This is a genomic window from Flavobacterium sp. N2270, assembly GCF_025947225.1.
Lineage (GTDB): Bacteria > Bacteroidota > Bacteroidia > Flavobacteriales > Flavobacteriaceae > Flavobacterium.
In genome coordinates this window covers 525,903-543,351 of record NZ_CP110005.1, presented here as the reverse complement: position 1 = coordinate 543,351, position 17,449 = coordinate 525,903, and the positions used below count along the sequence as shown (strand labels likewise).

Sequence of the window (17,449 nt, the reverse complement as noted above, 5' to 3'; positions counted from 1 at the left end):
TTTTTATGGATGTGTTTGTAAATTAACAAATTATATTGTATTTGTTTAAATAAAAACCAAAACATATGAAAAAAAACTTACTATTAATCATTTTTACTTTTTTTGTTGCATTTAGCTATGCGCAAACTCAAAAAGCATGGAAAGAGGTAACTGCTCAAAACATTAAGTTCAATAAAAATGTTCAAAGAGAGTCTTTTCCTCAAGACTTTAAATTAATACAATTAGACTTTGCGGTTTTACAACAAGTATTAATGAATACTCCTGGACGATTTTCTAAGTCAAAAAAAGGTACTGTTATAACTTTGCCAAATGTTTCTGGAGGGTTTGAGCGTTTCGAAATGTTTGAGGCATCGAATTTTGATGCTGAACTTCAAGCTAGATTTCCTCAAATTAGGGCTTTTGTAGGAAAAGGAATTGATGATAAGAATGCACTGTTAAGGTTAAGTATCTCTCCTAGTGGTTTTCAAACTATGGTTTTTAGAGCGAATAGAAGAAGCGAGTTTATGGAGCCATATTCTGAAGATGGAAAAATCTATGTGGTTTATAACTCTTCTAGTACAAAAGGTAAATTACCATTTACTTGTTCCACTACAGATATTAATTTAGCTAATGAATTAACAAGTAAAGTTGGTCAAACTGCATTTTCAAGTTCAGGAAGTTTACTTACTTTTAGATTAGCTTTGTCTTGTAATGGTGAATATTCAAATTATTTTGGTGCTACTAGTTCTGCGCAAGTTGCAAATGTTTTGACAGCATTTAATAACACAATGACAAGAGTAAATGGGGTTTTTGAAAAAGATTTTGGAATACATATGAATATTGTAAATCAAACAACAAATGTTATTTATTATGTTCCTGCGACTGACCCTTATACAACAATGGCAAACTGGAATACACAATTACAAAGAGCTTTAAATACAACCTTAACAGGAGTTTCTACATCTTTAGCGGCTAATAATGCAGCTTATGATGTTGGTCATATGTTTGGTGCTTCTGGAGGAGGTGGAAATGCAGGTTGTATTGGATGCGTTTGTGTAGATGGTGTTACTGCTGGTACTGGCACTAATAAAGGAAGAGGGATTACTTCTCCTGCAGATGGTATTCCATCAGGAGATAATTTTGATATTGATTATGTAGCCCACGAGTTGGGACATCAATTTGGAGCTAATCATACGTTTTCTAATAGTAATGAGGGAGCTGGTGTAAATAAAGAAGTTGGTTCTGGTGTAACTATCATGGGTTATGCCGGTATTACATCATACGATACTCATTTGCACTCTATAGATGTTTTTCATTCAGCAAGTATTGCACAGGTGCAAGCTAATATGGCCGGAAAGACATGTCCTACGGTTACTAGTTTAACACACGGTGCTCCTATTGTAAATGCAGGTTTAGATTATATCATACCTAAAAGCACTCCTTTTATCCTAACGGGTTCTGCGATAGATTCTAATGGAGATGTTATGAATTATGTTTGGGAACAAAATGATGATGGTGTTGGTCAAACTAACGCGAATAGTGCAGCGCGTATTGCTAAGCCTACTGGGCCTAACTGGGTAAACTATTTACCTTCTACAACTCCGTCAAGATATTTTCCAAATATTGCTTCGGTAGTAGCTAACTCACCAACAACTTCTGGTTTAGATGTTACTTCAGAAGCATTAAGTTCTGTTGCGAGAATTTTAAACTTTAGATTAACTGCAAGAGATAATAATATATTAGGTGGTCAAACTGGTTTTGATGATACGGTTATAACTGTTAATGCTACAGCAGGTCCGTTTGCGGTTACAGCTCCAAATACTTCAGTTTCTTGGGTTGTAGGTACAAATCAAACTGTAACATGGGATGTTGCAGGAACTACTGCAAATGGAGTAAATACTGATTTTGTTGATATTTATTTATCAAATGATGGAGGTTATACTTATCCAATTCTTTTAGCAAGTAGAGTTCCTAATGATGGTTCTGAAGTGATTTTAGTTCCAAATAATATTGGAACTACAAAAAGAATTATGGTAAAAGGAAATAATCATGTGTTTTTTGATATTTCTAATTCTAATTTTACAATTACAGCAGCTCCTTCAACTTTTGGAATTGCATTTAATGGAATTGAGGGCGAGCAAAATAAAGATGCTTGTCAAGGTTCTGTGGTTTCTTACTCGTTTCCATACATGACTTACGGAGGATTTAGCGCTAGTACTGCATTTTCTGTAACAGGACAGCCTGTAGGGTCAACTGTGGTTTTTACGCCTACAAATACAGCGACTGATGGTACTATAACAATGGAAATTAGTAACACTGCTGCAAGCGCTACGGGGTTATACACAATGATTGTTACTGGTAGTTCAGGTGGTACAACAAAAACTATTTCTTTTTATTTAAATTTAATAAGCGGTAATTTTGGTACACAAACTTTAACTTCTCCTGCTGACTTAGCTGTTGGTCAAAGTACATCAACAAACTTAACTTGGCCGTCAAATGCGTCTGCTAGTTTATATGATGTACAAGTTGCAACTGATGCTGGGTTTACATCTATAGTTTCTTCTGCAACTGTTGCTACAAATTCCTATACTGTTTCTGGGTTAGCAGAAGGGACAGATTATTTCTGGAGAGTTTTACCTAAGAACTCTGGATGTATGGGTGTTTTTAGCTCTGCATATAAATTTACTACAGGAACAACAACTTGTGGAAACGTATATTCTAATAATACATCTCTAAGTGTTCCTGATGGGGTTGGTTCTCCAGCAGATGGAACTGAAGTTACTAAGTCAATTGTTGTGCCAGGAACTCTAACAGGGAATTTGAATAATGTAACAGTTGATTTGGCTTTTAGTCACTCATATATTGATGATTTAAGAATATGGTTAACGCATCCTGATGGAACAGTAGTTTCATTATGGAACCATAACTGTGAGAGTGAATTTTCAAGTATAAGTGTAACTTATGCAGATGGTAACCCTTCTATTCCTTTAGAGCCTGTTTGTTCTGCATCAACTGGAACATTTGCACCAGAGTCTCCTTTATCTGCATTAAATGGAAAACCAGCATCTGGGACTTGGGTTTTACATGCACTTGATTATTGGACGGGTGATACAGGAATTATTGGTAATTGGTCTATAAACTTATGTGTTGCTACTCCTCTAGTTTCAGAATCGTTTAATACAATTGAAGATTTAGCAATATATCCAAACCCAAATAACGGTAATTTTACTGTTCAATTTAATTCTTCGTCAAATAATGATGTTAAAATTGGAGTTCATGATGTAAGAGGAAGACAAATTTTTGATAAAACATATCAAAATAATGGATTATTTAATCAGTCGTTGAATTTAGATAATGTTCAATCTGGAATTTATCTTGTAACTGTTCAAGATGGTTTAAGTAAAACAACTAAGAAAATTGTTGTTGAGTAAGTTAATATATTTTATATAAAAAGGAGCGCTATTAGCGCTCCTTTTTTATTTTCCATTATAACTATTCATAGTGTTGTTTAGTCCGGCTAAAGCAAAGGATTTTATTATTTCTGAGGATAATTTTAAACGTTCTTTTAATGTTTCTTTTTCTTCTTCGGTCCATTCGCCTAAAACGTAGTTGACTTGTTGTCCTTTTTTAAATTCATCGCTAATTCCAAATCTAAAACGAGGATATTCAGTCGTGTTCAATAATTGTTGAATACTTTTTAACCCATTATGACCACCATCGCTTCCTTTTGATTTAATTCTAATAGTCCCAAAGGATAGGTTTAAATCATCGGTAATGATTAGAACATTTTCTTTTGCAATATTTTCTTTTTCCATCCAATAGTGAACTGCTTTTCCGCTCAAGTTCATGTAGGTGTTTGGTTTTAGTAAAAGAATGGTTCTGCCTTTTATTTTGTATTCAGAAATTGCTCCTAGTTTTACATTTTGAAAGCTTAAATTTTCTTCGTTAGCAAATGCGTCTAAAATTTTAAAGCCAATATTGTGCCTTGTGTTAATGTATTCGGAACCTATGTTTCCTAATCCAACTATTAAAAATTTCTTCATTGGTTCAAGTTTTTCTTCTTCTTTTGTTTTGAAAATATTAAATAACCATTTCATTTTGTAAAAGTACTCTTTTTTAAGGTTTACAAAAATGCCATAAGTTTATTTTTCTAACCCTGATAGAGCTGATAGCTTTTTTGTGTGCAAAAAACTAAAGGCGAAAGCAGGAAATTTTAATATTAATGTGAAAATGGATTTGTTTCTAAATAAAAAAGCACCAGTAAAACTGATGCTTTTGATTTGAATATAATAGAGTGTATTATTTCTTTTTTGCAGGTCCTGCTTTTGCAGCTTTTGCAGCTTCTTGAGCAGCTTTCATTGCAGCACGAGAAATTCTTACTTGACAAACAACTGTGTTGTCTGGGTGTAATAATTTGAAATCACCAGTTGGGATTTTTGTAACATATAATTTGTTACCCATTTGTAAAGGAGTAATATCTGCTTCGATAAAATCTGGTAAGTTAGCTGGTAAAGCTTTAACTTTTAATTTACGTTGATTTAAACGTAAAACTCCACCACCCATTACACCTGGAGATTTTCCTACAACTTTAACAGGAACTTCCATTGTGATTTCTTTATCATCATGTAATTGATAGAAATCCATGTGTAAAATTTTGTCAGAAACTGGGTGAAATTGGATGTCTTGCATAATTGCATTAATCTTTTTACCACCTTCTAATTCAATTACTACAGTGTGTACGTTTGGAGTATACACCAAGTTTTTAAATGCTCTTTCGTCTGCACTAAAATGTACTGGTTGTTCCCCTCCGTATACTACGCACGGTACCATTCCAGCATTACGTAAGGCTTTAGTTGACACTTTGCCCACGCTTTCTCTTTCTGATCCTTTGATCGTAATTGATTTCATTTGAAATAAATTAAGTTAATAAATGTTTACATTAAAAATTTTCCACTAATGGAATTGTTGTTCTGCACCATGTGCATTACTTCTGCGAATAATGGAGCACAGCTCACTACTCTTATTTTTTTTGATTCTTTCTTTAATGGAATTGAATCGGTAACTATTAATTCTAATAATTGAGAATTTTCAATTTTTTCATAAGCACCTCCAGATAAAATGGCATGTGTACAAATTGCTCTGACACTTAAAGCCCCTTTTTCCATCATTACATCGGCAGCTTTTGCTAATGTTCCTCCAGTATCAATCATATCGTCTACTAGGATAACATTTCGTCCTTTAACATCTCCTATTAACTCCATGGTGTCTATTACATTTGCTTTTTTGCGTTGTTTGTAACAAACTACAACATCTGATTCTAGAAATTTAGAATAAGCATATGCTCTTTTCGATCCACCCATATCTGGTGAAGCAATTGTTAGATTCTCAAGGTTTAAGCTTCTGACATAAGGTAAAAAGATAGTAGAAGCAAACAAATGATCTACTGGTTTTTCAAAGAAGCCTTGAATTTGATCTGCATGCAAATCCATTGTCATTATTCTTGTTGCTCCTGCAGTCTCCAAAAGTTTTGCAACCAATTTTGCTCCTATAGGAACTCTAGGTTTGTCTTTTCTGTCTTGCCTTGCCCATCCAAAATAAGGAATAACTGCTGTTATGTGTCTTGCTGATGCTCTCTTTGCTGCATCAATCATTAACAATAGTTCCATTAAATTGTCTGCGCTAGGAAAAGTAGAGCAGACTAAAAAAACTCTTAGACCTCTTATTGATTCTTCAAAAGAAGGTTGAAACTCTCCGTCACTATATGTTGAGAACGTAATATTACCTAGCGAAACTCCATACTTTTCAGCAATTTGTTCAGCTAAATACACACTTTGAGAACATGCAAATATTTTTGCTTCGGGCTCTTGGTATGACATGTTAATTTGTTGTTTAGTAGTTAGTTAGTGTTGTGTTGTTGAAACGAGGTGCAAATTTAGTAATAAAATTGAACTCTGAAAGGATATTTTAAAGTATTTTTCTGTGAATTGAATTATTTTTTTTTACATTTGCACTCACAAAATTAATTTTTTGCCTTGGTGGCGGAATTGGTAGACGCGCACGACTCAAACTCGTGTTCTTCGGAGTGTGGGTTCGATTCCCACCCAAGGTACTAAAAGCTTTAATGTTTTACATTGAGGCTTTTTTGTTAAAATAAATTTTTATTTACTCTTGTACTTGCGATCCATGATGCGAAAATTCCAAGAAAAAGTATTGTAAATAAAACAATTCCTATATTTTTCAATTCTAATATAACTGGATATGCAAGTGTTGGGGTAATCATTACAATTTCATACTGTTGTTGAATCCAAACAATTAATACGCCAAGTAAGGTTCCGATTAATCCACCGAATAGAGTTAAAAGAGTTCCTTGGTAAAGAAAAATAGATTGTAATTTTTCTACAGGTGTTCCAATGTTATAAAGGGTTTTTAAATTTGATTTTTTATCTAGAATCATCATAATTAGCGCTCCAACTAAATTGAAAAGGGCTATTATGATTACGAGTGTAAAAATTAAATATACAGCAATGTTTTCAGTATTTAACATTTTGTATAAAGCATCATTTAGTTGAATACGTGTTTTGAAATCGGTTTTGTTTTTAAAAATGGTGTTTAGCTCAGATATGGCATCTTCGTCAGAAACGTTTTTTTTCTTTTTAAACTCTATTGAGGAAATCTGATTTTTTTTGTATTCCAAGAGTTTTTGACAAACGGCAATATCACAAAATACGTATTTATTATCTATCTCTTCGTTAATTGCGTAAATACCAACTGGTTGTAATACTGTTTTGTTGAAAGCTTCATCTGGGGTTTCGATAGTTCCTTTTCCTGGCTTTGGAGAAAAAACTTCTAAGCCATTATTAAAATCAAATAATCCTAATGATAATTTTCTGCTAATTTCATAGCCAACAACAACTTGTGAAGTTTCTGTTTCAAACCAATCTCCAGTATAAAGTTGATCGCTAAACGAGTTTGATTTTGTAAATAGTGAATCAACACCTTTTAAATAAGCAACATGCTCTTTTTCATTATAATAAAAAAGTACTCTCTCTTCAACTGTTTTTGAATAGGTTGAAATGTAGGTGGAGTTTTTTATGGCTTTTTCTTGTTCTGCCGTAATTAAAATTGTTTTTCCTGATTTTGGAAGCATTTTAATATCAGGATCTGAGGCATTGGTGAAACTTAAACTAAAATCTCTTAAACCGCTAAATACAGATAAAACGATTAGTAATGCCATTGAACTAGCAATAATTCCCAACGATGCAATTCCGGTAATTATATTTATAGACGAGTTTTTACTAAAACTTAAAAAATATCTTTTCGCTATGTATAAAGAGAAATTCAACTTAAGCTTTCTTTCTTTTTTCTAATAATTCTGGATTTTCAACTGGATTTTCTTCTCCTTTTAATGCCTTGTCTATGTTTTCAATGTAATCCAAACTGTCATCAATATAGAAAACTAAATTAGGTACTTTTCTTAACTGATTTTTTACTCTTTGCGCTAAATCATGTTTTATCATTGGTGTGTTAGATTTAACTGCAGCTAATATTTCGGCACCTTTATCAGATGGGAATACGCTTAAAAATACTTTTGCAATTGAAAGATCTGAAGTTACATTTACTTTTGAAACAGAAATAATTAAATTAGTCATTCCGTTTTTACGTACTTCTCCTTGTAAAATATCTACTAAATCATTTTGAAGTAATGTTCCGAATTTTTTTTGTCTATTTGTTTCCATGATGCAAAAATACGTAAAAGAGTTTTATCTTTTAGTTTTTTTAGAATCGAAAACTTATTGTTATTTTGCATTACAAATATTAAAGATTTTTTATTGATAATAAAAAACATATATAATGAAAAAAATTGAGCATATTGGAATTGCGGTTAAAAGTTTAAAGGAGTCAAATGTTTTGTTTGAAAAACTTTTTGGGAATCCACCCTATAAAGAAGAAGAGGTTAAGAGTGAAGGGGTTAAGACTTCATTTTTCATGAATGGACCAAATAAGATTGAGTTACTTGAGGCAACTAATGAAGATAGTCCAATAGCAAAATTTCTTGAGAAAAAAGGAGAAGGGATACATCATGTTGCTTTTGATGTTGAAGATATTGATTCTGAAATTAAGAGGTTAAAAAAGGAAGGTTTTGTAGTTTTGAACGATGTTCCTAAGAAAGGAGCAGATAATAAGCTAGTTGTTTTTTTGCATCCAAAGTCAACAAATGGTGTTTTGATTGAATTGTGCCAAGATGCAACAAAAAAATAAAAATTAAAAAATCTTGTGTCAAATAAAAATTAGTAGTAATATTGCACACTCTTAACAGAATAATAAGTTTTGTTAAGAATAAAAAAAACCAAACTGGTCCTATAGCTCAGTTGGTTAGAGCACCTGACTCATAATCAGGTGGTCCCTGGTTCGAGCCCAGGTGGGACCACAATTTTAAAATACATGAGGTTGTTTTGATGTGACCTCAATAAAAAAGATTAAGATTTTTTTAACTTTTTTTTAATAAAATAGTTGGAAAGTATAAAAATATTTATATTTTCGTGTTTTATAAATGAAAACGAGTAGAATTATTCTTTTAAACAAATAAAAAATAATTTTAAAAAAAAGTTTTTTTCTTTTGGTAGAATAAAAATTTTTATATTTTTACGACATATGAAAGTAACAATACAAAAAATAGTTTTAGTTTTGATGGTGATGTTGAGTTCCCAATTAATGTTTTCTCAAACGCCTCCACCTCCTACACCGCCGCCGCCGCCGGGATTACCTATTGATGGTGGAATTGTAGTAATGTTTTTTGTTGCTTTAGGATTAGGTTACATACTAACAAGAAAATATTTTATAACAAAAAAAAGCTCTTTATAAGAGCTTTTTTTATGACCTTAAGTCTTGAATTCTTTTTACATACTTTCCAATAACATCAAATTCTAAATTTACAATTGTTCCTTTTTTGTAGTTTTTAAAATTTGTATGCTCAAAAGTATATGGTATTATAGCTACGCTAAATTCATTTAATTTTGAATCAACAACTGTTAAACTTGTTCCGTCAATGGTAATTGACCCTTTTTCTATAGTGATGTTGTTTAAATTTTTATCATATTCAAAAGTAAATATCCAGCTTCCGTTGTCTTCTTTAATATTAATGCATTTTCCAGTCTGATCAACATGGCCTTGCACGATATGTCCATCAAGTCTATCGCCAAGTTTCATTGCTCTTTCTAAATTTATATTTTCTCCAGGAAGTAATTGGCTAATATTTGTTTTTTTTACAGTTTCATTAATTGCTGTTACTGTATATGTATTGCCATTAATTGCGATAACGGTTAAACATATCCCATTGTGAGCAACACTTTGGTCGATTTTTAGTTCATTTGTAATATTTGATTGTATCTTAATGTGTAAATTGTCATTCTCTTTTACAATTTCTTTTACTAGTCCTATTGTTTCTATTATTCCTGTGAACATACTGATATTATTTTACTAAATTTGCACTTCAAAAGTAAGCATAAATTAGGAACTCATCATGGTTAAAAAAGCAGAAAATATAATTGTAGGTATTTCAATAGGTGATTTGAATGGTATTGGGCCTGAAGTTATTTTAAAGACATTTGAAGATAGTAGAGTTTTAGAATTTTGTACTCCTGTAATATTTGGGAACGTTAAAATTATTTCTTTTTTAAAGAAAAACTTATCACTTACCTCAAGTATTCAAGGTATTGATTCTCTTGATCAATTGATAAATGGAAAAATTAATGTTTTAAATGTTTGGAAAGAAGGAGTGAATATTGATTTTGGTGTTACAGATGAAAAAGTAGGTAAGTATGCTATAAAATCATTCGTTGCGGCAACAAATGCATTAAAAAGAAATGAAATTGATGTTTTGGTTACAGCACCTATTAATAAATATAATATTCAGTCAGAAGAATTTAAATTCCCAGGACATACTGATTATTTAGATCAAGAATTAGAAGGAAATGCTCTTATGTTGATGGTTTGTGATAGATTAAGAGTTGGTTTGTTAACTGATCATGTTCCGGTAAATGAAGTTTCAAAATTATTAACAGAAGAATTGTTGGTAAAGAAGTTAGAGGTTATTAAAAAAAGCTTAATAGCTGATTTTGGAATTTCTAAGCCAAAAATTGCAGTTTTAGGTTTAAATCCACACTGTGGTGATAACGGAGTCATTGGTAGTGAAGATGATGATGTGATTAAGCCAACAATTAAAAAATTATTTGACAAAGGTGAGATGGTTTTCGGGCCCTATGCATCAGATAGTTTTTTCGGTTCGTCACAATATGAAAAATACGATGCAATTTTGGCAATGTATCACGATCAAGGGTTGATTCCGTTTAAAACACTTTCATTTGGTAAAGGAGTTAACTATACGGCAGGATTAAATAAAATCCGTACCTCTCCAGATCATGGAACCGCTTTTGAAATTGCAGGTAAGAATTTAGCTAATCCTATGTCGTTTAGAGAGGCATTATATTTGGCAATTGATGTTTATTATAAGAGAAATGAGTATCAAGAACTTATTCAAAACCCTTTAAAAACAAAGCGAAATTAGTTATAAACAAAAAAATGTTTATAACGAGTTTGAATTTACAATAATTTTATATCTTTGCATCCCCTAAGAGGGTAGAGTTGATGTTATGAAGAATTTAAAAGAGTTTTTAATACCTTTTGCTGGATTGAAAGAAGGCAAGCATCAGTTTGAATATCAAATAGGTGATTCTTTTTTTGAAGAATTTCAATTTGATGAATACAAAAATGTTGATGTAACAGTCAGCTTGATGTTAGAAAAGAAAAGCACAATAATGGAGTTGTGTTTTGTTCATAAAGGAACTGTAAATGTTCCTTGTGATATGACAGGAGAAGATTTTGATTTAAAAATTAAAGGAAAATTTAATCTTGTTGTAAAGTTTGGAGAGGAATTTAATAATGAGAATGAAGAGCTATTAATTCTTCCTCATGGTGAATTTCAACTTAATGTATCGCAATACATATATGAAAGTATAGTTTTGTCAGTTCCTTTTAAAAGAGTTCATCCTGGAGTAAAAGATGGAACGCTTAAAACAGAAGCTTTTGATACATTAGATAAATTAGCTCCAAAAGAAGAGCATAAAGTGAATGAAGATATTGACCCAAGGTGGGAAAATTTAAAAAAACTATTAACGGATAAATAATATAGTAAAATGGCACATCCAAAGAGAAAAATCTCGAAAACAAGAAGAGATAAGAGAAGAACACATTACAAAGCGTCAGTTCCGCAAATAGCAACTTGCCCTACAACAGGAGAAGCGCATTTATATCACAGAGCTTACTGGTCTGAAGGTAAAATGTACTACAGAGGTCAAGTAGTTATTGATAAAACGGAAGCTGTAGCTTAATACAGTTTTTATAAATAGAGAAAAACTCTCACATAGTGAGAGTTTTTTTGTTAATTACACCTCGTTATAAATTTTAACGGGCTCTATTTATTGCGTTTGACTTTTTTTTTGTAATTTTCACAACTTTTCGAAATCAAATATAATTCGAAAGGAAAATATATTTTTATGACTAAAATCACTGCCGCAATTACAGCAATAGGTTCATATGTGCCAGATTATGTTTTGTCTAATCAAGTGCTAGAAACATTAGTAGATACTAATGATGAATGGATTACAAGCAGAACAGGTATTAAAGAAAGAAGAATATTAAAAGAAGAAGGTCAAGGAACATCCTTCCTTGCTATTAAAGCTGCTCAGGATTTAATAATAAAAGCTAATCTTGATCCAAAAGAGATTGATTTGGTAATCATGGCTACAGCTACACCAGATATGCCAGTTGCTTCAACAGGAGTTTATGTGGCTACACAAATAGGCGCAACAAATGCTTTTGCATACGATTTACATGCAGCTTGCTCAAGTTTTCTTTACGGAATGTCTACCGCTTCAGCATACATTACTTCAGGGAAATACAAAAAAGTATTATTAATAGGAGCAGATAAAATGTCATCTATTATTGATTATACTGATAGAGCAACATGTATAATTTTTGGTGATGGTGCTGGAGCAGTTTTGTTTGAACCAAATGAAGAGGGTTTAGGTTTGCAAGATGAAATTCTAAGAAGTGATGGAATTGGTAGAGAATTTCTTAAAATTGAAGCAGGAGGGTCAATCTTGCCGCCTTCAGAAGAAACGGTAAAAAACAAGCAGCATTATGTTTTTCAAGACGGTAAAACCGTATTTAAATATGCAGTTTCAGGAATGGCTGATGTTAGTGAAAAAATCATGCAACGTAATAGCCTTACTCATGATGATGTAAATTGGTTAGTAGCACACCAAGCAAATAAGCGTATTATTGATGCTACATCTAACAGAATGGGATTAGACGATTCTAAAGTACTAATTAACATTCAAAAATATGGTAATACAACTTCTGCAACATTACCATTATTACTTTGTGATTTTGAAAATCAATTAAAAAAAGGAGATAATATAATATTTGCAGCATTTGGTGGTGGTTTCACATGGGGAGCTATTTACTTAAAATGGGCATATACTAAGCAATAACAAACAAACTAAATCAAATAGTAACATTATGGATATTAGAGAAATTCAAAATTTAATCAAATTTGTTTCAAAATCTGGAGCTACGGAAGTTAAATTAGAAATGGATGATTTTAAAATCACTATTAAAACAACTCCAGAAGGAGGTGAAACAACTTATATACAACAAGTTCCTGTTTCAGCAGCATTACCACAAGCAGCAGCTCCTCAACCAGTTGCTCCAACAGCGCCTGCCGCACCAGTTGCCGCAGTTCCAGCTGATGAGGATTCAAAATACATCACTGTTAAGTCTCCAATTATTGGTACTTTATATAGAAAACCATCGCCAGATAAGCCTGTTTTTGTAGAAGTAGGTACTACAATTGCTAAAGGAGATGTTTTATGTGTTATTGAAGCTATGAAATTATTTAACGAAATTGAATCTGAAGTTTCAGGTAAAATCGTTAAAATATTAGTTGACGATTCTTCACCAGTTGAATTCGATCAACCATTATTTTTAGTTGATCCATCTTAAATTTAGGTTTTTAGGTTTTTAGATAATTAGAAAAATACTTTCGAATTATCTATAAATCCAACAATCCAATTGTCTAATTATCTAATTTAAAAAAGATGTTTAAAAAAATATTAATTGCCAATAGAGGTGAAATTGCACTACGTGTAATTAGAACTTGTAAGGAAATGGGCATCAAAACAGTAGCTGTTTATTCTACTGCTGATGCTGAAAGTTTGCATGTACGTTTTGCAGATGAAGCGGTTTGTATTGGTCCAGCGGCGAGTAATTTGTCATATTTAAAAATGTCAAATATTATTGCTGCTGCAGAAATTACTAATGCGGATGCTATTCATCCAGGATATGGCTTTCTTTCTGAAAATGCTAAATTTTCTAAAATTTGCCAAGAACACGGAATCAAATTTATTGGAGCTTCTCCAGAAATGATTGATCGAATGGGAGATAAAGCCAATGCAAAATCTACAATGATTGAAGCTGGCGTTCCATGTGTACCAGGAAGTGAAGGTATTATTGCTACTTATGAAGAATGTGAAAAAGTTGCAGAAACTACCGGTTATCCAGTAATGCTTAAAGCTTCTGCTGGTGGTGGTGGAAAAGGTATGCGTGCTATTTGGAAAAAAGAAGATTTAAAAAATGCTTGGGAATCTGCTCGTCAAGAAAGTAAAGCTGCTTTCGGAAACGACGATATGTATATGGAAAAACTTATCGAAGAGCCAAGACATATTGAAATTCAAGTTGTAGGTGATTCATTTGGTAAAGCGTGTCATTTATCTGAAAGAGATTGTTCGGTACAACGCCGTCATCAAAAATTAACTGAAGAAACTCCTTCTCCTTTTATGACTGATGAATTGCGTAATGCTATGGGTGCAGCTGCTGTAAAAGCTGCTGAATACATTAAGTATGAAGGTGCAGGAACGGTTGAGTTTTTAGTAGATAAGCATAGAAATTTCTATTTTATGGAAATGAATACGCGTATTCAAGTAGAACACCCTATTACAGAACAAGTTATTGATTTTGATTTGATACGTGAGCAAATTATGGTTGCAGCCGGAATTCCTATTTCGGGTAAAAACTATTTTCCATTGTTACATTCAATAGAATGTCGTATTAATGCTGAAGATCCATATAATGACTTTAGACCTTCGCCTGGAAAAATTACTACATTGCATACACCTGGAGGACATGGAGTTCGATTAGATACACATGTGTATTCGGGATATACAATTCCGCCAAATTACGACTCTATGATTGCTAAGTTAATCACAACAGCACAATCTAGAGAAGAAGCTATAAGCAAAATGAAACGTGCTTTAGATGAATTCGTTATTGAAGGAATTAAAACTACAATTCCGTTCCATAGACAATTAATGGACGAGCCAGATTATGTGGCTGGAAATTACACTACGAAATTCATGGAATCTTTTGTAATGAAAGATAAAATTGAAGATTAAATATTTTAATAAAAAAGTCCTGCATTTTGCGGGACTTTTTTATTCTTCAATTATTTCTTTTACAACCCATTTGTTGTTTTTCTTTTCTGAAATTATTTTGAATTTAGTTGGCAAACAACCAAAAGGATAAAGTTTGAAATAGGCTTCTTTCATTTCTGAATTGAATAATACTCTAGAAGTTGAAATTAAAGCGGCAATATCCTTATCATTAATAAACTCTCCTTTTAATCTTAAAGAATCAGGTTCGAAGTATTTGAATTTTAAAGTAGATTTTACTAATTCATTATTTTTATACCTTCTTTCAATTAAGCTATCAATTTTTAATTTATTTCTTAGTTCAAAATCTTTACTTTTTATTGAAAACATATGTAAGTTTATACCAACATTAATTTTATGTTTCTCATTAGCAAGTATTTTAATTGAGTCTTTTCGATTTTCTACAAATTTTATAAAATCTTCAGTCGAAAGTGGTTTATAATTATATTTTTCATAATCTTTTTCTGGCGGCGGTGGTGGCGGTAACTTTGTCATTACAAATTCATGTGCCAATTGCGGCAAAACATCACATAACACTTCAGATTCAAGTTCTTCATAGGTTTTTTCCTTTTCAGTACAGGAAAGTAATGTTATGCAAAACAAAAAAAGTAAAACGAATTTTTTCATAAGTTAAATTTAAAAAATAGAATTCAATAATTATGCCGTTTCAAAAAATTTCCCAGGTAATGGTTTTATTACCCCTTTCAATTCCATGTTAAGTAGTAGAGAAGATAATTTATAGGTTGGTAACTCACATGCAATAGCAATAGAATCTAAATCTTCTTTGCCGGTTTTTAAAAGATAGTCGTATATTTTTTGTTCTTCTGGTTCTAACGAAATGAACAATTGTTTTTGTATGGCTTTTTCTTCTTTCTTTTTCAACTCCCAATTTAAAATATAAACTAAATCAGCTGCAGAGTGCAATAAATGTGCGCGTTGGGTTTTGATTAAGTTGTTACAGCCTTGACTATATTTATCAGTAGTTCTTCCAGGAACAGCAAACACATCTCGATTATAATCATTTGCTATTTGTGCAGTAATTAGTGAGCCGCCTTTTTCAGCGCTTTCAATTACTATTGTAGCTTCTGTCATTCCGGCGACAATTCTATTTCGTTTTACAAAATTTTCTCTATCTGGTTGCGAAGTACTCCAAAACTCAGTTAAAAAACCACCGTTTTCTTCCATTTTAGCAATGTATTTTTTGTGATTTTTAGGATAAATTTGATTTAAACCATGAGCTAAAACTCCAATGGTTTGCAAGCCGTAATCCATAGCTACTTGATGTGCATGAATATCTACACCATAAGCAAATCCACTTACAATTATAGGGTTTAATGGCGCTATGTCTTCAATTAGTTTTTGTGTTATTGCCGAGCCGTAGCTTGTTATTTGTCGGGTTCCAACTATGCTGATTATTTTTCTGTTAGATAAATCAATATTTCCAGATTGGAATAATAAAACAGGACTATCAAAACAGTTTTGTAATCGATTTGGGTAATTTTCTTCTTGAAAGAAAAGGGTTTGAATATTCTCTTTTTCAATAAATTGAATTTCTTTTTCCGCTTTTTCAAAAACAGATTTATCTTGAAGATTTTTAAGTAAAGACTTACCAATACCTTCAATTTTTGCTAAAGTTGTATTTTTAGATAGGAAAACGGCTTCGGCTGAACCGCAATAATTGATGAGTTTTTTGGCGACAACATCACCAACTCCATCTACCTGCATTAACGCAAGCGTGTAGTATAATTCTTTTTGTAACATGGCGTGTAATAAATAATTTGGCGTATATATTACACAAATGTAAAAATTAAATTAATTAGTTACTCGTTATTTTTTAATTTTTCTATTCTCTTCTCCAAGTTCTTTTTTGCAAGTTCCTGTAAATCTTCTACCGAATCACTTTCGTCCATAATTTCAAGACCTAAAAGTGTTTCAATAACATCTTCTTGTGTGATTAAACCGCTAAATGAACCATATTCGTCTAAAACAGCAGCCATATGGTTTTTATTTTGGATTAATTCTTCAAATAATTGAGGGATAGGTTGGTTTCTTTTAGTTAAAACAATTGGTCGTTTAATACTTTCTAAAATTGCATCTCCATTATTATTAATCATAGCATCTAAAATATCGGTTTTTAAAACTAAACCAATAATGTTATCTGAATTTTTTTGGTAAATAGGAATTCTCGAAAAACGCAGGTTTTTATTTTCATTATAAAAATCTTCAATAGTAGTTATGCTATTAGCTATTTTTACAACAGTTCTTGGCGACATAATATCTTTTGCAAAAACAGAATCAAGAGCTAATAAATTTTTCAATACTTTAGATTCTGAAGCTTTAAAAACGCCTTCTTTTTCGGCTAAATCAGCCATTGCAGAAAAGTCATCTCTGCTAAGAATAGAAACATGTCCAGAGCCTCCAATTAATTTTGTAGTCAATTGAAGTAACCATAAAACTCCAGTTATTTTTAATGGAAATATTAATATATTTAGAGTTGTTGTGGTAAAACCGGCTAATTGTTTCCAGAATTTTGCGCCAATTGTTTTTGGTATAATTTCAGATAAAACTAAAATTAAAAAAGTCATTAATGATGAAACAATTGCTACCGAATTATTTCCGTTTCCAAATGTTTTTTCTGCTTGAACACCTACTAAAATTGCGCCTACTGTATGTGCAATTGTATTTAATGTTAAAATAGCAATTAACGGTTTGTCGATATCGCTTTTTAGTAATTCTAATTTAGTAGCATAACTTTTATTTTCTTTCTTTTTTACTGTAATAAAAGTATGTGTAACACTTAATAGAACAGCTTCCAATATAGAACATAAGAATGAGAAAAAAATGGAAGTTACTGCGTAAATAATTAATAGTGTCATTAATATATAGTTTTTAAAAGTCTAAAATACTTAATATAAATTGAGGAA

Annotated in this window: 18 protein-coding genes and 2 tRNA genes; 11 read left to right on the top strand and 9 right to left on the bottom strand. The window is 31.6% G+C overall.

Annotation, left to right across the window (positions count from 1 at the left end; genetic code table 11):
• Positions 1-65: 65 nt before the first annotated feature.
• Positions 66-3,410 carry a reprolysin-like metallopeptidase gene (locus tag OLM55_RS02635; protein WP_264559868.1) on the top strand — a complete coding sequence of 1,115 codons (3,345 nt, stop codon included), beginning with the start codon at positions 66-68 and terminating at the stop codon, positions 3,408-3,410.
• Between the two features lie 45 nt (positions 3,411-3,455).
• On the opposite strand, the gene pth is transcribed toward OLM55_RS02635, so the two are convergent.
• The 3 genes from pth to OLM55_RS02620 all read right to left on the bottom strand — a co-directional run bounded on the left by pth (position 3,456) and on the right by OLM55_RS02620 (position 5,855).
• Positions 3,456-4,022 carry an aminoacyl-tRNA hydrolase gene (gene pth, locus OLM55_RS02630; RefSeq protein WP_264560580.1) on the bottom strand — a complete coding sequence of 189 codons (567 nt, stop codon included), beginning with the start codon at positions 4,020-4,022 and terminating at the stop codon, positions 3,456-3,458.
• 256 nt (positions 4,023-4,278) lie between these two features.
• Positions 4,279-4,887 (bottom strand): 50S ribosomal protein L25/general stress protein Ctc, encoded by a 609-nt coding sequence (locus OLM55_RS02625; protein WP_264559867.1) that lies wholly within the window; start codon positions 4,885-4,887, stop codon positions 4,279-4,281.
• Between the two features lie 26 nt (positions 4,888-4,913).
• Positions 4,914-5,855: a ribose-phosphate pyrophosphokinase gene (locus OLM55_RS02620; protein WP_264559866.1), complete on the bottom strand. Its 942-nt coding sequence runs from the start codon at positions 5,853-5,855 to the stop codon at positions 4,914-4,916.
• A 153-nt stretch (positions 5,856-6,008) separates the two neighbouring features.
• Between OLM55_RS02620 and OLM55_RS02615 the strand changes: the two genes are divergently transcribed.
• Positions 6,009-6,088 (top strand) — tRNA-Leu (locus tag OLM55_RS02615).
• A 36-nt stretch (positions 6,089-6,124) separates the two neighbouring features.
• Here OLM55_RS02615 and OLM55_RS02610 read toward each other — a convergent pair.
• Positions 6,125-7,213 carry an ABC transporter permease gene (locus tag OLM55_RS02610; protein ID WP_413614313.1) on the bottom strand — a complete coding sequence of 363 codons (1,089 nt, stop codon included), beginning with the start codon at positions 7,211-7,213 and terminating at the stop codon, positions 6,125-6,127.
• A 109-nt stretch (positions 7,214-7,322) separates the two neighbouring features.
• Positions 7,323-7,715: a 30S ribosome-binding factor RbfA gene (rbfA, locus tag OLM55_RS02605; RefSeq protein WP_264559864.1), complete on the bottom strand. Its 393-nt coding sequence runs from the start codon at positions 7,713-7,715 to the stop codon at positions 7,323-7,325.
• 115 nt (positions 7,716-7,830) lie between these two features.
• Here rbfA and mce point away from each other — a divergent pair, with 115 nt between their 5' ends.
• The 3 genes from mce (at position 7,831) to OLM55_RS02590 (ending at position 8,841) form a co-directional block, all read left to right on the top strand.
• Positions 7,831-8,238, top strand: a complete 408-nt coding sequence (gene mce / locus OLM55_RS02600) for a methylmalonyl-CoA epimerase (RefSeq protein ID WP_264559863.1) — start codon at positions 7,831-7,833, stop codon at positions 8,236-8,238.
• 95 nt (positions 8,239-8,333) lie between these two features.
• Positions 8,334-8,407: transfer RNA gene (locus OLM55_RS02595), tRNA-Ile, on the top strand.
• 224 nt (positions 8,408-8,631) lie between these two features.
• Positions 8,632-8,841, top strand: a complete 210-nt coding sequence (locus OLM55_RS02590) for a hypothetical protein (RefSeq protein WP_264559862.1) — start codon at positions 8,632-8,634, stop codon at positions 8,839-8,841.
• 9 nt (positions 8,842-8,850) lie between these two features.
• Here the strand turns inward: OLM55_RS02590 and OLM55_RS02585 are convergent, their stop codons facing one another.
• On the bottom strand, positions 8,851-9,441 hold the full coding sequence (locus OLM55_RS02585) for a riboflavin synthase (RefSeq protein ID WP_264559861.1): 591 nt from the start codon (positions 9,439-9,441) through the stop codon (positions 8,851-8,853).
• 58 nt (positions 9,442-9,499) lie between these two features.
• Between OLM55_RS02585 and pdxA the strand changes: the two genes are divergently transcribed.
• The 6 genes from pdxA to accC all read left to right on the top strand — a co-directional run bounded on the left by pdxA (position 9,500) and on the right by accC (position 14,489).
• Positions 9,500-10,543 carry a 4-hydroxythreonine-4-phosphate dehydrogenase PdxA gene (gene pdxA / locus OLM55_RS02580; RefSeq protein WP_264559860.1) on the top strand — a complete coding sequence of 348 codons (1,044 nt, stop codon included), beginning with the start codon at positions 9,500-9,502 and terminating at the stop codon, positions 10,541-10,543.
• An 85-nt stretch (positions 10,544-10,628) separates the two neighbouring features.
• Positions 10,629-11,162 carry a YceD family protein gene (locus OLM55_RS02575; RefSeq protein WP_264559859.1) on the top strand — a complete coding sequence of 178 codons (534 nt, stop codon included), beginning with the start codon at positions 10,629-10,631 and terminating at the stop codon, positions 11,160-11,162.
• A gap of 9 nt (positions 11,163-11,171) precedes the next feature.
• Positions 11,172-11,366 carry a 50S ribosomal protein L32 gene (gene rpmF, locus OLM55_RS02570; protein ID WP_264559858.1) on the top strand — a complete coding sequence of 65 codons (195 nt, stop codon included), beginning with the start codon at positions 11,172-11,174 and terminating at the stop codon, positions 11,364-11,366.
• A 165-nt stretch (positions 11,367-11,531) separates the two neighbouring features.
• Positions 11,532-12,530: a beta-ketoacyl-ACP synthase III gene (locus tag OLM55_RS02565; RefSeq protein ID WP_264559857.1), complete on the top strand. Its 999-nt coding sequence runs from the start codon at positions 11,532-11,534 to the stop codon at positions 12,528-12,530.
• Positions 12,531-12,558: 28 nt separating this feature from the next.
• Positions 12,559-13,041, top strand: coding sequence for an acetyl-CoA carboxylase biotin carboxyl carrier protein (accB, locus tag OLM55_RS02560; protein ID WP_264559856.1), 483 nt, complete (start codon positions 12,559-12,561; stop codon positions 13,039-13,041).
• 95 nt (positions 13,042-13,136) lie between these two features.
• Positions 13,137-14,489, top strand: a complete 1,353-nt coding sequence (gene accC / locus OLM55_RS02555) for an acetyl-CoA carboxylase biotin carboxylase subunit (protein ID WP_264559855.1) — start codon at positions 13,137-13,139, stop codon at positions 14,487-14,489.
• Between the two features lie 39 nt (positions 14,490-14,528).
• Here accC and OLM55_RS02550 read toward each other — a convergent pair whose 3' ends face one another.
• The 3 genes from OLM55_RS02550 to OLM55_RS02540 are packed head-to-tail and all read right to left on the bottom strand — an operon-like array spanning position 14,529 to position 17,401.
• Positions 14,529-15,152: a hypothetical protein gene (locus OLM55_RS02550; protein WP_264559854.1), complete on the bottom strand. Its 624-nt coding sequence runs from the start codon at positions 15,150-15,152 to the stop codon at positions 14,529-14,531.
• Between the two features lie 30 nt (positions 15,153-15,182).
• A complete protein-coding gene (gene dprA / locus OLM55_RS02545) occupies positions 15,183-16,286 on the bottom strand; it encodes a DNA-processing protein DprA (RefSeq protein ID WP_264559853.1) in 1,104 nt (367 codons plus the stop codon).
• Positions 16,287-16,345: 59 nt separating this feature from the next.
• Positions 16,346-17,401: a CNNM domain-containing protein gene (locus OLM55_RS02540; protein ID WP_264559852.1), complete on the bottom strand. Its 1,056-nt coding sequence runs from the start codon at positions 17,399-17,401 to the stop codon at positions 16,346-16,348.
• Positions 17,402-17,449: the final 48 nt, after the last annotated feature.